We start from the raw sequence: 16342 nt of genomic DNA, 5'->3' as shown, positions 1-16342 counted from the left end.
TATGCAGTTAAGTAATGTCTGTTATCATAAAATCGCTAAAGGTAACCAAATCGCAGTGGAAAGCAACTAGCTCTTAACACAGCAAGTTTATTGGGAGAAAGCAGATTATTATCATCCGACATGGTAGGGACTATGTATCGCAAATTTGTTGCTATCCAAGCATAATAGTTTCATCTGTTCAAAATGTTGCGAGTAAGTAGGGAAATGTTGCGCATCCGGTCTATAAAGGTGCGAGTAACGACTGATATGTTGCGCAAATTTAATGGACGATCTAATCCATGTAAACTAAGCGGAGACTTCAAGTAAAGTGCGTGGCAATCAGTGTCCGCTAGCCTTTACGTGGAGAATTGGTTGCGCTCGTTGCCAATTTGATTGCTTTCAAGCTCTAACTGGTTGCGTTGCCAATTGAATTGGTTGCTTTCAAGTGACAATTGGTCTCGCTAAGCCATTTCCTAACTTTTAATGGCTAATAAATACAGATAAAAGCGACTATTTGGATGGATTGAAGCTGAAGGACGGCGACTCCAACGGGATCAAGTGAGTCAAATGAGTCTTCACATCGAACGCCTAAGCGGGCGGTGAAGGCTCATCGCTCACCCCGTGGAAAGCGTTCGCAAGCAGAGAAATTCATAGCAGTCACTCATTGTTACAGGCTATTTTGATATGTAAGTATGTGAACTATCTAGAAGTTTACATTTTTATTCATCCACTCTTTTACGGATAGTATGATTGTATGGTAAACTATTGTAGATTCTTTTAAATCGGGGGAATTTGATGTGTGGAAATTTTATGGACTAGCGGCATTTGTAATTGCCCTTGATCAATGGACAAAATGGCTAATCGTTCAAAATATGGAGTTAGGAGAACGAATTATATTTTGGGATCCTTATTTTGCCTTACTCTCGCATAGAAATCGAGGGGCTGCATGGGGAATGCTTCAAGGTCAAATGAGTTTGTTTACGATTATCACGATTATTGTAATTATTGGGATTATTTATTATTTTCATAAAGAAGCTAAAGGCAAACCGATGTTTCAAGTTGGTTTGATGATGTTACTAGGCGGGGCAATTGGGAATTTTATTGATCGCCTTTGGAGAAATGAAGTGGTAGATTTTGTAGATGTATTAATACCAATTATTAACTATGATTTTCCTATCTTTAATATTGCAGATGCAGCGTTAACTATAGGTGTTGTGATAATGATTTTATTTATTTTAAAAGAAGAACGAGCTGGAAAGAAAAAGGTGAAGTAATGGAAGAACTAACATTTATTATGGAAACAGGGCATGCGAAAGAGAGAATAGATAAAGCAATTGCCTCTTTTGACACGGATTGGTCACGTACACAGATCCAAAACTTTATAAAAGATGGACATGTATTAGTGAATAATGAACCCGCAAAATCGAATTACAAAGTAAAAGAAGGCGATGTTATTGTTATATCACCTCCTGAAGCAATTCCTTTAGATATTGTTGCAGAAAATTTACATCTAGATATCGTCTATGAAGACGACGATGTAGTAGTAGTATACAAACCACGTGGAATGGTCGTACACCCTGCACCAGGACATGTCAGTGGTACGCTTGTAAATGGATTAATGTATCAGGTTAAAGACTTATCTGGTATAAATGGTGTGCTTCGCCCTGGAATTGTCCATCGTATCGATAAAGATACTACTGGACTGTTAATGGTCGCTAAAAATGATGTTGCACATGTATCATTGGTAGACCAATTAGTTAAAAAAACGGTAACACGTAAATATACTGCCCTTGTACACGGACATATTCCGCATGATAAAGGAACAATAGATGCTCCTATTGGCCGAGATAAAAAGGAACGTCAAAGCATGGCTGTCGTAGACAATGGGAAGCATGCTGTAACGCATTTCCGTGTATTGGAAAGGTTTAATAAGTTTACATTAGTTGAGTGTCAACTTGAAACGGGTAGAACGCATCAAATACGTGTGCATATGAAGTATATTGGACATCCATTAGCAGGTGATCCGAAATACGGACCGAAGAAAACAATTGATTTTAACGGTCAAGTGTTACACGCTGGGGTACTAGGGTTTATACAGCCTAAGACAAGCGAATACTTGGAGTTCTCTTCTCCTCTACCTGAGGATTTTGAAAACTTATTACAAGATTTAAGAAAACAGTCCTTGATAAAAGAAGACAATTAGATTATACTAAAAAAAAGAAAAATGAATAGCTTCACCTTTAATAACAGTCCAGAGAGGCTGAGAAGGTATATGTGAACGTGACTCACTTTAAATCCTCGGATTTTTACAGTGAGAATTCACCTTATTTTATTGCGCGCATACAACCTCTTGGGCTTCTCTAGCTCAAGAGGTTTTTTATATTGTAAAAGGAGGAAAATAAACGGTGGCAGAAAAAGCGAATATATTAGATGAACAGTCAATTAATCGGGCACTTACACGAATTGCCCATGAAATAATCGAACGAAACAAAGGCATTGAAGAGTGTATTTTAGTTGGCATTAAAACAAGAGGTGCATTTATAGCCGAACGACTCGCTAAAAAGATTGAGCGAATCGAAGGGAAAGAAATAAAAACAGGAGAATTAGATATCACCTTATACAGAGATGACTTATCATTAAAAAATGAGACGAACGAGCCACTAGTAAAGCAGGTCGATATTACACATGATGTGACAGATAGAAAAGTAATATTAGTGGATGACGTATTATACACAGGCAGAACAGTGCGCGCTGCAATGGATGCGGTCATGGACATTGGAAGGCCTGCGCAAATTCAACTTGCAGTGCTTATAGATCGAGGACATCGCGAGCTACCGATTCGAGCGGATTATGTCGGCAAGAACATTCCTACATCAAGCAGTGAACGAATTGTTGTAAAAGTGGTAGAAACAGACGGATTAGATGCAGTAACAATTTTTGAATAAAACTTTACAAAAAGGTAGGAAAACAGACATGTCAAAGCCAATATTAGATGTAAATGAAAAGCCATCTGGAGGACAGCTTATCACATTGAGCTTCCAGCATATGTTCGCCATGTTCGGTTCTACGATTTTAGTGCCGCAGTTAGTTGGCTTAAGCCCTGCGATTGCCCTGCTTACAAGTGGAATTGCAACAATTTTCTTTTTAATAATTACTAAGTTTCAAGTACCAGCTTATTTAGGCTCCTCATTCGCTTTCATTGCTCCTATCATCTTAGCTACTAAAGTAGGCGGGGTTGGAAGTGCCATGATTGGTGGTATGTTTGTTGGGATAACATACGGGATTGTCTCACTGATTATATGGAAAAGTGGGTATAAGTGGATAATGAAGCTACTCCCGCCAATCGTTGTAGGGCCGGTTATTATGGTTATTGGACTAGGGATCGCTGGTGTAGCAGTCGATATGGCGATGAATGTAGATGGTGTTTATAACTTCGCTCATTTTTCAGCAGCATTGGTAACGTTATTTACAGCGATTTTCTGCACGATTTATTTTAAAAACATTTTAAGTACGATGCCTATTTTAATCGGCTTAATCGTTGGTTATATATATTCAGCGGGAATTGGAATTATCGATTACTCTGCAATACATGAGGCTAAATGGTTTGCAGTACCACCATTTTTAATACCTGGTGTCGATTATGATTTTGTAATCACATCTAAATTACTGCTAATCATGGTACCGATCGTTATCGTAACGATTTCAGAACATATTGGACACCAATTAGTGCTTGGGAAAGTTGTAAATCGTGATTATATTAAAGAACCTGGTCTACATCGTTCTTTGCTAGGTGATGGTTTTGGTACATTTGTGAGTTCTTTGATCGGGGGACCACCAAAAACAACCTATGGTGAAAATATTGGGGTATTGGCGATTACTCGCGTGTATAGTGTGTATGTAATTTTAGGAGCTGCAGTAGTTGCAATCGCGATTTCATTTTTAGGAAAAGTAATGGCAGTCATTGCTACAATTCCAACAGCCGTTCTCGGGGGAGTATCTATCCTATTGTTCGGTATCATTGCATCAAGTGGTCTACGTATGCTAGTCGAAAACAATATTGACTTTGGCAATAATCGTAACTTAGTAATTGCTTCGGTTATCTTAGTTATCGGAATCGGTGGTGCGAAGTTCATAGTTTCAGAATCACTAACTATTGAGGGAATGGCTTTAGCGGCGATCATCGGGGTTATTTTAAATCTCGTATTGCCAGGTAGAAAAGAAGCACAAACAGATAGTATAAAAAACTAAATAAAAAACCTTTTAAGAAGTTGAACAGAGAGTCAGCAAAAGGTTCGGATAGATAAAATGGAACTCTAAAAAGAGTTTCCTATACTTATCTATGCTTAAACGAACCTTCTTGAGACTTTCCAAGAAGGTTTTTTTAAATGAAAGAAGGAAAATAGGATGAAAAACTTAGTCTCCATGAAAGAACTATCAGTTGAAGAAATAATGGCTTTATTAGAACAGGCACATGCTTTTCGAGAAGGTGCTACTTCTACATTGAATAAGAATTATACAATGGCAAACTTATTTTTTGAGCCGAGTACTCGAACAAAAATGAGTTTTGAAATGGCGGAGCGCAAAATGCAATTGGAAGTACTTCCTTTTGATGCAGGTTTTTCTAGTACATTAAAAGGAGAAACACTTTACGATACGGTAAAGGTTTTAGAAGCAATTGGCATAGATGCTTTAGTGATTAGACATGAACAAAATAATTTCTTTGAAGACTTAGTAGGTAAAACAAAGGTAGCAATTATAAACGGGGGCGACGGAACAGGAAACCATCCGACACAAAGTCTTCTCGACCTTTTAACCATTTGGCAAGAGTTCGGCACTTTCCAAGACAAAGTCATAACTATCGTTGGAGATATTGAGCATAGCAGGGTTGCAAGATCGAACGCACATGCGCTTACAAGACTAGGAGCAAAGGTACAATTTGTTTGTCCTCCAGAGTGGCAAGGTGAATTCGAGGCAATACATGATTTTGATGAAGTAATAGAAGCTAGCGATGCTATTATGATGCTTCGAGTACAACATGAACGACATAATGGAAACGGTTCATTCTCGGCAGAAGAATACCACCAGAAATTCGGTTTAACGTTAGACAGAGAACGAAGAATGAAGGACAGTGCAATCATTATGCATCCGGCCCCATTCAATCGAGATGTGGAAATAGCCGATGAACTAGTAGAATGTGAACGGTCTAGAATTTTAAAGCAAACGGAGAATGGAGTTTTCATTCGAATGGCGGTTATTGAAATGATTTTGAAAGGGAGAGAATAACATGACAAAAATTATTCAAAACGTTCAAATAGTTACCAATGAAGGAGAATTCGAAAAAACTTCTATTATCATAAAAGAAGGTAAGATTTCGCAAATTGGAAAGAATGTAACGGTTGAAAATGCGGAAGTAATAGATGGTAAAGGAATGCTTTTATCACCAGGATTTATCGATGTTCATGTCCATTTACGTGAACCGGGAGGCGAACATAAAGAAACGATTGAAACTGGAACTCAGTCGGCTGCTAAAGGTGGATATACGACTATTTGTGCGATGCCAAATACTAGACCAGTACCAGACACGGTAGAAAACTTCTCTCATGTTCTTGATTTAATAGAAAAAAAGGCACTTGTAAGAGTACTGCCATATGCCTCCATAACAATCCGTCAAGCTGGAAAAGAAAGAACAAATATAGAGGCATTAAAGAACCTTGGAGCTTTCGCCTTAACAGATGATGGAGTTGGTGTTCAAGCAGCAAGCACAATGCTTGAAGCAATGGAGGAAGCTGCCGAATATAACATCCCAGTCGTTGCACATTGTGAAGATAATACACTTATCTACGGTGGTGTTATGCATAAAGGAAAAAGAAACGAAGAATTAGGATTAAAAGGTATCCCTTCTGTTTCCGAATCAATACATATTGCACGAGATATTTTACTCGCAGAAGCTGCAGGAGCCCACTACCATGTCTGCCACGTGAGCACAAAAGAGTCTGTACGTGTTATTAGAGATGCAAAGAAAGCAGGAATTCATGTAACAGCAGAGGTAAGTCCTCACCATTTACTACTTTGCGAAGATGATATTCCTTCAAATGATCCAATGTGGAAAATGAATCCCCCACTTCGCGCAAAAGAAGATATGTTAGCTCTTCGAGAAGGTCTGTTAGATGGTACATTAGACTTTATTGCAACAGATCATGCACCCCATACAGATGAAGAAAAGGCGAATGGATTTGAGAAAGCGCCATTTGGAATTGTGGGCTTAGAAACAGCATTCCCATTGCTTTACACTCATTTTGTAAAAAAAGGGAAATGGACATTGAAACAATTGCTCGATTATTTAACAGTTAAGCCATCAGACGTTTTCGGATTTGAATTCGGAAAGCTTGAAGTTGGTTCTCCGGCGGACTTCGTTTTGATTGACTTAGAAAAAGAACAAGCGATTGATAAGGAAAAGTTTTTATCCAAAAGCAAAAACACACCATTTAATGGGTGGGTTTGCACTGGTTGGCCACAAGTTACTATATACAATGGAGAAATTGTCTGGAAGGAGGAGAATGTATGAACACGCGATATTTGTTATTAGAAGACGGTACAGTATTTAAAGGAAATGCTTTTGGTAGTGAGGAAGAAACAATCGGTGAGGTGATATTCACTACTGCGATGACTGGCTATCAGGAATCTATATCCGATCCATCGAACTGTGGTCAACTTTTAACATTTACGTATCCAATGGTTGGAAATTACGGTGTAAATCCAGATGATTTTGAATCGATCGATATCGCACTTTCAGGAGTAATAATAAGAGAGCTTGCATTACAACCGTCGAACTTTAGAAAACAGAAAACATTTAGTGAATTTTTAGCAGCAAAAAATGTTCCTGGTATCGAAGGAATCGACACACGTAAATTAACTCGTATTATCCGAAAACATGGCTCTTTAAAAGGGAAGCTTACAAAAGCGGGCAAAGAAGTGAATATTGAACAAGAAATCGAAAAACTAATAGCTACGAATATACCAAAAAATGTAGTAGAACAAGTTTCAATTACTCGTCCTTATCCAAGTCCTGGGCGTGGAAAAAGAGTTGTGTTAGTGGACTTTGGTATGAAACACGGTATTTTACGAGAATTAAATAAAAGAGATTGCGATATCATTGTTGTGCCGTATAATACTTCCGCAAAAGAGATTCTAGGAATGTCTCCAGATGGGGTGATGCTATCAAACGGACCTGGAGATCCAACAGATATTCCGGAAGTAATTGAAATGGTGAAAGAAATTATTGGTCAAGTACCGATTTTCGGAGTATGTCTTGGACATCAACTTATTTCTTTAGCAAGTGGTGCAACATCATTCAAATTGAAATTTGGCCATCGTGGTGGCAATCATCCAGTTAAGGACTTAACTACTGGAAGAACAGAGCTTACTTCCCAGAACCATGGCTATGCAATTGACGCAGATTCAATCGCTAATACCGATTTGGAAATTACCCATATTGCGCTAAATGACGGTACGGTAGAAGGGGTAAGACATAAAAAGTTCCCAGTGTTTTCGGTACAGTTTCATCCAGAAGGATCATGTGGTCCGGAAGACTCTACACATCTGTTCGATCAGTTTATGGAAACAATGAATGACGTAAACAAAAAGGAGAGTTCACATGCCTAAGCGTAAAGATATAGAAACTATTTTAGTAATTGGGTCTGGTCCTATTGTTATCGGACAAGCGGCAGAATTTGACTACGCTGGAACACAAGCTTGTATTTCATTGAGAGAGGAAGGGTACCGAATAATTCTCGTAAACTCAAATCCTGCAACGATTATGACAGATACAGAAATAGCAGATAAAGTATATATCGAGCCCATCACGTTACCGTTTGTCAGTAAAATTATTCGCAAAGAGAGACCAGATGCAATCTTACCAACGCTTGGCGGACAAACAGGATTGAATATGGCAATTGCACTAGATGAATCTGGAATTTTAAATGAATTGGGAATTGAAATTCTTGGTACAAAATTAGAAGCAATTCATCAAGCTGAAGACCGTGATTTGTTTCGTACATTGATGAATGAACTTGGTGAGCCAGTACCTGAAAGTGATATTATCCATAATATGGACGAAGCAAAAGCATTCGTCAAACGTATTGGATATCCCGTAATCGTACGTCCTGCATTCACACTAGGTGGAACAGGTGGTGGTATTTGCCATAACGACGCGGATTTACAAGAAATCGTGACAAGTGGTTTAAAATATAGCCCCGTAACGCAGTGTCTACTAGAAAAATCAATAGCAGGTTTTAAGGAAATTGAATATGAAGTAATGCGTGATTCAGCGGATAACGCAATCGTCGTTTGTAATATGGAAAACGTCGATGCAGTGGGAATACATACAGGAGATTCGATTGTTGTAGCTCCTACTCAAACACTTTCAGACCGTGAAAATCAACTGCTTCGTAATGTGTCATTAAAAATTATTCGGGCCTTAAAAATTGAAGGCGGCTGTAATGTACAGCTAGCACTTGATCCACATAGCTTTAACTACTATATTATCGAAGTGAATCCACGAGTAAGTCGTTCCTCTGCACTAGCGTCAAAAGCAACAGGCTATCCAATTGCAAAGCTTGCCGCAAAAATCGCGGTTGGCCTAACATTAGATGAAATGATGAACCCTGTTACAGAAAAAACATATGCTTGCTTTGAGCCTGCACTCGATTATATCGTTGCGAAAATTCCAAGATGGGCATTCGATAAATTTGAATCTGCCAAACGAAATCTTGGTACTCAAATGAAAGCTACTGGAGAAGTAATGTCCCTCGGACGCACGTTTGAAGAAGCTATTTTGAAATCGGTCCGTTCTCTTGAAACAGGACACTTCCACATAGAGATGAAAAATGCTGAATCCATTACAGATGAATGGGTGGAAAAAAGAATTCGCCGTGCAGGTGATGAGCGACTATTCTTTATCGGTGAAGCACTTCGCCGAGGAGTAACAGTAGAAAAAATTCACGAATGGAGCCAGATTGATTTATTTTTCTTAAACAAACTACAAAACATAGTGAAATACGAAGAAATAATTCAAGCAAATCCATTTGATGCAGAAGTATTATATAAAGCAAAACGTATGGGCTTTTCAGATAAGACTATCGCAAAATATTGGAATGTAAAAGAAATGGAAGTATACAATTTCAAGAAAGAGCATGGCATCATACCAGTTTACAAAATGGTTGATACTTGTGCAGGAGAGTTTGAATCCGAAACTCCTTACTTCTACGGAACATACGAAGAAGAAAATGAATCAATTCGAACAGACAAAGAAAGTGTAATCGTTCTTGGCTCAGGACCGATCCGCATCGGGCAAGGGGTAGAATTCGATTATGCAACTGTCCATTCTGTATGGGCGATTAAAGAAGCAGGATACGAAGCAATTATTATAAACAACAATCCGGAAACAGTTTCTACTGACTTCTCTATTTCAGATAAACTATATTTTGAACCTCTAACAGTAGAAGATGTCATGCATATTGTAGACTTGGAACAACCAAAAGGAGTAGTCGTCCAATTTGGTGGGCAAACTGCGATCAATCTAGCTGCAGCTTTAGAAGAAAGAGGAGTCAAAATTTTAGGAACTACACTAGAAGATATCGATCGCGCGGAAAATCGTAACGAGTTTGAAGCGGCTTTACATGAAATCGGTATTCCTCAGCCACTTGGGAAAACGGCTGTCTCGGTTGATGAGGCAGTAGCAATCGCAAACGAAATCGGTTACCCAGTGCTCGTTAGACCTTCCTATGTGTTAGGAGGACGTGCGATGCAAATCGTCTACAACGAATCCGAGATTAAACATTATATGGAACATGCTGTAGATGCAAGTCCGGAAAAGCCTGTGTTGATCGACCGCTATTTAACTGGTACAGAAATTGAAGTGGATGCAATTTGTGATGGAAAAAATGTGTTAATACCTGGAATTATGGAACATATCGAACGCGCAGGGGTTCACTCTGGGGATTCGATTGCAGTATATCCGCCACAAAAACTTTCTCAGCAGCATATTGATACATTGGTTGACTATACGACAAGACTAGCAAAGGGTTTAAAGATTGTTGGATTAATGAATATTCAATATGTCATATCAAAAGATGAAGTTTACGTCATTGAAGTAAATCCAAGATCAAGTCGTACAGTGCCATTTTTAAGTAAAATCACTTCTATTCCAATGGCGAATATTGCGACAAAAGCAATTTTAGGTCAATCTATCATCGACCAAGGATATAAACCAGGTCTAACACCAAACAGCCCTGGAGTATATGTGAAGGTACCAGTATTCAGCTTTGCGAAGCTTCGCAGAGTGGATATTACACTTGGACCAGAGATGAAATCTACCGGAGAAGTCATGGGGAAAGATATCACTCTAGAAAAAGCACTTTATAAGGGCTTAGTAGCAGCTGGAATGGAAATTAAGGATCACGGTTCTGTCTTAATGACGATTTCAGATAAGGATAAAGAAGAAGGAACAGAAATTGCCAAACGATTTTACAATATTGGCTTCCAAATCATTGCTACACAAGGAACTGCAGAAGCGATTCAAAAAGCAGGTATTCCAGTCGTTATCGTGGACAAAATTGGGTCGAAAGGTACGACCATTTTAGATGTGATTCAAAAAGGGGATGCACAATTTGTTATCAACACTTTAACAAAAGGTATGCAGCCAGAACGGGACGGCTTCCGTATACGTCGGGAATCTGTCGAGAACGGTATACCATGTTTAACTTCGTTAGATACTGCAGAAGCAATGCTGCGTGTTATTGAGTCGATGACTTTTTCAACAGATACAATGAAACATCAGGAGGTCCGTGTATGATTAGACAAGGACAAATGCAAGTCGTAAAGCAACAACAAATTGCGACGAACATTTTTGAACTTACATTAATAGGGCAGCAAGTGCTCGACATGAAACAACCAGGTCAATTTGTCCACTTACGAGTGTCTGATCAAATGGAACCTTTGCTTAGAAGACCAATAAGTATTTCTTCCATTGATAAAGAAACATTAGAGTTTACGATGATTTACCGTGCAGAAGGAAGAGGAACGATGCTTCTTTCTGAAAAGAAACCAGGAGACCAAGTAGATGTACTTGGACCTCTTGGAAACGGTTTTCCAATTGATAAGGTAGAAGCAGGTCAAACAGCGCTACTTGTCGGAGGAGGGATTGGAGTACCTCCTCTTTATGAGTTATCAAAACGACTTGTTGAACAAGGAGTAAAACCAATTCATGTCCTAGGTTTCCAATCTAAAGATGTAGTGTTTTATGAACGACAATTCCAAGAACTAGGTGAAACCCATATCGTAACGGTAGACGGATCACATGGTCATAAAGGATTTGTCACGAATGTATTAGAAACATTAGAGAATGACTTTGCCGTGTACTATAGTTGTGGTCCCACACCAATGTTGTCTGCCCTTGAGAAAATGTATCCTGACAAAGAAGGGTATTTATCTTTTGAACAACGCATGGGCTGTGGAATTGGAGCATGTTTTGCGTGTGTTTGTGAAACAACAGAGAAAACTGAAGCTGACTATGTGAAAGTATGTTCAGATGGTCCAGTGTTCCAGTCAGGAGTGGTTCGAGTATGAATCGATTAGCAGTTGAATTACCAGGTCTATCATTGAAAAATCCAATAATGCCGGCTTCCGGTTGCTTCGGATTTGGTAAAGAGTATGCACAGTTATATGATTTGTCAAAGCTTGGTGCGATTATGATCAAAGCGACAACTTTAGAGACGAGACTTGGAAATCCAACACCACGAGTGGCGGAAACACCTGCTGGTATGCTGAATGCAATAGGATTACAAAACCCTGGTTTAACAAAAGTAATGGAAAATGAGCTTCCTTGGTTGGAGCAATACGATGTGCCGATTATAGCAAACGTTGCGGGAACATTGACGGAAGATTATGTGGCGGTAGCGAAAAGTATTTCCAAAGCTTCTAATGTACATGCATTGGAGCTAAATATCTCATGTCCGAATGTGAAACAAGGAGGCATTACTTTTGGAACCGACCCTATAGTTGCAGAAGAGTTAACGCGGTCGGTAAAAGAAGTTTCTTCGGTCCCTGTATATGTAAAACTTTCTCCTAATGTAACAAATGTAATTGAAATAGCAAAAGCGGTAGAAGCAGGTGGAGCGGACGGCATTACAATGATTAATACGTTACTAGGGATGCGTTTAGATACGAAAACAGGAAGACCGGTTATAGCAAATGTAACAGGGGGATTATCTGGCCCAGCTATTAAACCGGTTGCCCTTCGTATGGTATATGATGTTGCCAAACAATTATCAATTCCCCTCATAGGAATGGGGGGGATTGCAACGATTGATGATGTCATCGACTTTTTATCTGCTGGTGCAAGTGCTGTTGCAGTTGGTACAGCAAATTTCGTCGATCCTTTTGTTTGCCCCAATTTAATTGATCAGTTACCAGAAAAATTAGATGAACTTGGACTTGAAACCGTTTCAGAATTAGTTGGAAGGAGTCATCGATTATGAAAAATAGCCCGATTATCGCATTAGATTTTGCAACGGCATCACAAGCATACAATTTTTTAAAGCCTTTCAAACAATCTCTTTTTGTGAAAGTAGGCATGGAGCTTTATTTACAAGAAGGTCCTTCCATCGTTTATAAATTGAAAGAAATGGGACATGATGTATTTCTAGATTTAAAATTGCATGATATTCCTAACACAGTTGGACAAGCAATGAAAGGATTGGCTCGTCTCGGTGCAGATTTGGTCAATGTACATGCTACTGGTGGAGAATCTATGATGATTGCAGCCAGAGAAGGGTTAGAGGCAGGAACAACTAGTGGTAATAAAAGGCCTTCTATTATAGCTGTAACTCAACTTACATCCACTTCTGAAAAACAAATGCAACAAGAACAGCTCATTCAAACGTCGATGGATGAATCTGTTCTTCACTATGCAAATTTAGCTAAAAGCGCTGGATTAGACGGCGTTGTGTGCTCGGTACTAGAAGCGAAAAAAATCATAGAAACGTGTGGCGAGGAATTTTTGAGGGTAACTCCAGGAATTCGCTTGGCAGAAGAGGAAGCACATGACCAAATTCGTGTTGCAACTCCTTCAAATGCTAGAATTCTAGGTTCATCTCATATTGTTGTAGGACGCGCAATTACAAAAGCGGAAAACGCTGTACACGCTTATGAAAATATATTGAAAATGTGGGAGGAACACGCATGACACTAGAATATACAATCGCAAAAGCATTGCTTCAAGTAGGGGCAGTAGAACTAAAACCAAATGATCCTTTCACTTGGGCTTCCGGTATCAAGTCACCAATTTACTGTGATAATCGTATTACGATGTCTTCTCCTGAAATTCGTAAAGAAATTGCAAAAGGATTAGCACAAGCAATTCAAAAAAACTTTCCTGGAACAGAAGCGGTAGCAGGAACTGCAACAGCGGGAATTCCGCATGCTGCATGGGTTAGTGATGAACTAGAACTACCAATGATGTATGTTCGTTCCAAAGCAAAAGAGCATGGACGCGGCAATCAAATCGAGGGTAAAATTGTCACAGGACAAAAAGTAGTGGTAATTGAAGATTTAATCTCTACAGGTGGCAGCAGTCTAGTAGCTGTAGAAGCACTGCGAAAAGAAGGCTTCGAAGTACTTGGTGTCGTAAGTATTTTTACATACGGACTTCCAAAAGCAGAGCAAGCATTTAAAGAATTGGGTATCTCGTTTGTAAGTTTAACAAATTATGATGCGCTAACAAATGCTGCTTGTGAAGCGGGTACGATTACAGAAAAGGATTTACCGATGCTAACGAAATGGCATAGTGATTTAAAAGAAGGTTTGTTGATGTAAAAGGTAAAACGTTCAATGAGGAAAAGTATCATTTACTCATGGGCGTTTTTTTATTGGTTGCGCTCCTTTATGTTTTGGTTGTCTTTGAGACTGAATTAGTTGATTTCAATGAACGATTGATTGCTCTAGTCAGTCAATTGGTCTCGCATAGCCATTAAGTTCCATCAAAGGACCATTTATAGTAAATAAATAAGTAGTCTACATAAAATTTCGAAAACTTAGAGACATATTGGGAAATATGTGGTATATTCAATAGAAATTATATCCAGTTTTCTTAAAATATTTTAAGGGGTTGTTGAGGAATGCCGGCATCCAAAGTATTAAAATGGGTCACTGGTGGTTTAGAAGCTCTGCTAGGTATACCGATTTTGGGAGCAACTATTGTTATTAGTTTTTTATGGATACCTTTGCTTGTAATGTTGATATTACATATTACAACACTTGTTCTAACTAAAAACGAAGGTGGAACTATTACTGGTAGTGTATTAGGGATTGTTACATCTTGTATTGCATGGATACCATTTGTCGGAATGATTATGCATATAATTTCTGCAATTTTTCTAATGATTGATGCTGCAAAACCAGAAACTAGTCAAACCGATTTTGCATAATTGTTCAAAAAAGACGTTCACTGTTCGTTCGGTGAACGTCTTTTTAGATTGTGAACCATTTCATATTCAGTTCATAAAGAGATGTTAAAGTAAGTTTTGTAAGGAAGAATGTTAGGAGGAACTGAAACAATGAAAGAAGAAAAAAAAGATTTTAAGCTTAAAAACTGGCGACAGTTTTTTCAGTTAATAAAAGAAACGGAACCACCTAAGCTATTATTAATCATTGCATTATGTATGAGCTTTGCGACTACTGGAGTAGGATTTATCGTTCCATTATTTACGAAAGAATTAGTGGACGGTTTCTCAATAGATTCCCTAAACTATTGGCAAATTATATTATTAGTAGTTGCTTTTATTGCGCAAGCGATCGCTAGTGGATTATCCATCTATTTATTGAACAGGGTTGGTCATCATGTAGTGGCGAGTCTCCGTGATCGTTTATGGAGAAAGTTATTGCATCTGCCAATTCCTTATTATGATAATAATGACACAGGGGAGACTCTTAGTCGGGTAACGAATGATACAGCAGTTGTGAAGGAACTCATTACGGAACATTTAGCGAACTGTTTGACTGGAATCATCGCGATTATCGGCTCCGTAACAATTCTCCTGTTTTTGGATTGGAAAATGACTTTAGTTATGCTTATAGCAGTCCCAGTTGCAATGTTGATATTAATGTTATTAGGCAAAAAAATGTTTGTTATTTCCAAGGGAATGCAAGATGAAACAGCAAAGTTTACTGCTGTGTTAAATCAAGTATTACCGGAAACACGCTTAGTGAAAGCCTCCAATGCAGAGGATCTAGAGTATGGTCGTGGTAAAAAAGGAATTATGAACTTATTCCAATTTGGTTTGAAAGAAGCAAAAATATATGCGCTTATCACACCATTAGTTTCTTTTGTGTTGATGGTTGTACTTGTAGCTATTATCGGATATGGAGGCGTTCGAGTATCTTCTGGAGATTTAACCGCGGGGGATATGGTGGCTTTTATCTTATATTTAATACAAATTATTATACCGATGACACAGTTGACGATGTTCTTTACACAATTGCAAAAAGCAATGGGGGCAACGGAGCGTATTAGTTTGGTCCTTGAACATGCAGAAGAAGATGTGCATGCCGGTAAAGAGTTGCAAAAAGTGAATGAGCCTATTCATGTGCAACATGTTGACTTTGCTTATGGAGAAGAGAGAATTTTATCCGATATTAATTTTACGATTGAACCAGGTAAAGTAACAGCTATTGTTGGTCCGAGCGGTGGTGGGAAAACAACAACGTTTTCGCTGCTAGAACGATACTATCAACCAACTGCTGGAACTATAAAGCTTGGAGATACCCCAATTGATACATTTTCTTTACATTCTTGGAGAGGTAAAATTGGATATGTTGCGCAAGAAAGTGCACTACTGTCCGGAACAATACGAGAAAATATCTGTTATGGTATCGAAAGGGAAGTAGATGAAGCAGAGCTTGAAAAAGTAGTGGAAATGGCTTATGCTGATCAGTTTATTCAAGCACTTCCGGATAAGTTGGATACGGAAGTGGGAGAAAGAGGGATTAAACTTTCTGGTGGCCAAAGACAGCGCATTGCAATTGCAAGAGCATTACTACGTGATCCACAGATTTTAATGTTGGATGAAGCAACTTCTAGCCTGGATAGTAAATCAGAAATCTATGTACAAAAAGCACTTGATAATTTAATGAAAGGTAGAACAACGCTTGTAATAGCCCATCGTCTTTCTACGATTGTCGATGCAGATAATATATTATTTATGGAAAAAGGGCATATTACGGGAAAAGGGACACATGATACGTTATTTCAAACTCATGACATGTATAGAGAGTTTGCAAAACAACAATTACGTATTGAAGAATAAGT

Annotated in this window: 14 protein-coding genes; all 14 read left to right on the top strand. The window is 38.6% G+C overall.

The window, feature by feature from the left end:
* The first annotated feature begins 776 nt into the window (after window positions 1-776).
* Complete coding sequence (gene lspA, locus FS486_RS00755; RefSeq protein ID WP_144509343.1) at window positions 777-1253, top strand: signal peptidase II; 477 nt, start codon at window positions 777-779, stop codon at window positions 1251-1253.
* Complete coding sequence (locus tag FS486_RS00750) at window positions 1253-2182, top strand: RluA family pseudouridine synthase (RefSeq protein ID WP_144509342.1); 930 nt, start codon at window positions 1253-1255, stop codon at window positions 2180-2182. Before lspA ends, FS486_RS00750 begins: the two co-directional genes overlap by 1 nt.
* A 202-nt stretch (window positions 2183-2384) precedes the next feature.
* On the top strand, window positions 2385-2924 hold the full coding sequence (gene pyrR, locus FS486_RS00745) for a bifunctional pyr operon transcriptional regulator/uracil phosphoribosyltransferase PyrR (RefSeq protein WP_144509341.1): 540 nt from the start codon (window positions 2385-2387) through the stop codon (window positions 2922-2924).
* 28 nt (window positions 2925-2952) lie between these two features.
* Entirely contained in the window at window positions 2953-4227 is a 1275-nt protein-coding gene (locus FS486_RS00740) for a uracil-xanthine permease family protein (RefSeq protein WP_144509340.1), read from the top strand.
* Between the two features lie 156 nt (window positions 4228-4383).
* The gene (locus FS486_RS00735) at window positions 4384-5262 is read left to right on the top strand and encodes an aspartate carbamoyltransferase catalytic subunit (protein ID WP_144509339.1); all 879 of its coding nucleotides are present in this window, start codon (window positions 4384-4386) and stop codon (window positions 5260-5262) included.
* A gap of 1 nt (window position 5263) precedes the next feature.
* Window positions 5264-6544 carry a dihydroorotase gene (locus FS486_RS00730; protein WP_144509338.1) on the top strand — a complete coding sequence of 427 codons (1281 nt, stop codon included), beginning with the start codon at window positions 5264-5266 and terminating at the stop codon, window positions 6542-6544.
* Entirely contained in the window at window positions 6541-7641 is a 1101-nt protein-coding gene (locus FS486_RS00725; RefSeq protein WP_144509337.1) for a carbamoyl phosphate synthase small subunit, read from the top strand. The genes FS486_RS00730 and FS486_RS00725 overlap by 4 nt, the downstream gene beginning before the upstream one ends.
* Window positions 7634-10831, top strand: coding sequence for a carbamoyl-phosphate synthase large subunit (gene carB / locus FS486_RS00720; protein ID WP_144509336.1), 3198 nt, complete (start codon window positions 7634-7636; stop codon window positions 10829-10831). Before FS486_RS00725 ends, carB begins: the two co-directional genes overlap by 8 nt.
* Complete coding sequence (locus FS486_RS00715) at window positions 10828-11604, top strand: dihydroorotate dehydrogenase electron transfer subunit (RefSeq protein ID WP_144509335.1); 777 nt, start codon at window positions 10828-10830, stop codon at window positions 11602-11604. Before carB ends, FS486_RS00715 begins: the two co-directional genes overlap by 4 nt.
* Window positions 11601-12515, top strand: coding sequence for a dihydroorotate dehydrogenase (locus tag FS486_RS00710; RefSeq protein WP_144509334.1), 915 nt, complete (start codon window positions 11601-11603; stop codon window positions 12513-12515). Before FS486_RS00715 ends, FS486_RS00710 begins: the two co-directional genes overlap by 4 nt.
* Entirely contained in the window at window positions 12512-13222 is a 711-nt protein-coding gene (gene pyrF / locus FS486_RS00705; protein ID WP_144509333.1) for an orotidine-5'-phosphate decarboxylase, read from the top strand. The genes FS486_RS00710 and pyrF overlap by 4 nt, the downstream gene beginning before the upstream one ends.
* Window positions 13219-13851, top strand: coding sequence for an orotate phosphoribosyltransferase (gene pyrE / locus FS486_RS00700; RefSeq protein ID WP_144509332.1), 633 nt, complete (start codon window positions 13219-13221; stop codon window positions 13849-13851). Before pyrF ends, pyrE begins: the two co-directional genes overlap by 4 nt.
* Window positions 13852-14153: 302 nt before the next feature.
* Window positions 14154-14462 (top strand): hypothetical protein, encoded by a 309-nt coding sequence (locus FS486_RS00695; protein WP_144509331.1) that lies wholly within the window; start codon window positions 14154-14156, stop codon window positions 14460-14462.
* A gap of 129 nt (window positions 14463-14591) precedes the next feature.
* On the top strand, window positions 14592-16340 hold the full coding sequence (locus tag FS486_RS00690; RefSeq protein WP_144509330.1) for an ABC transporter ATP-binding protein: 1749 nt from the start codon (window positions 14592-14594) through the stop codon (window positions 16338-16340).
* Window positions 16341-16342 lie beyond the last annotated feature (2 nt).

Origin of the sequence: Bacillus sp. FJAT-22090 (assembly GCF_007676755.1) — a bacterium.
Classification (GTDB): domain Bacteria; phylum Bacillota; class Bacilli; order Bacillales_A; family Planococcaceae; genus Psychrobacillus.
Note: the sequence above shows the minus strand (reverse complement) of the source record. Positions and strands in the feature narration are given on the sequence as shown.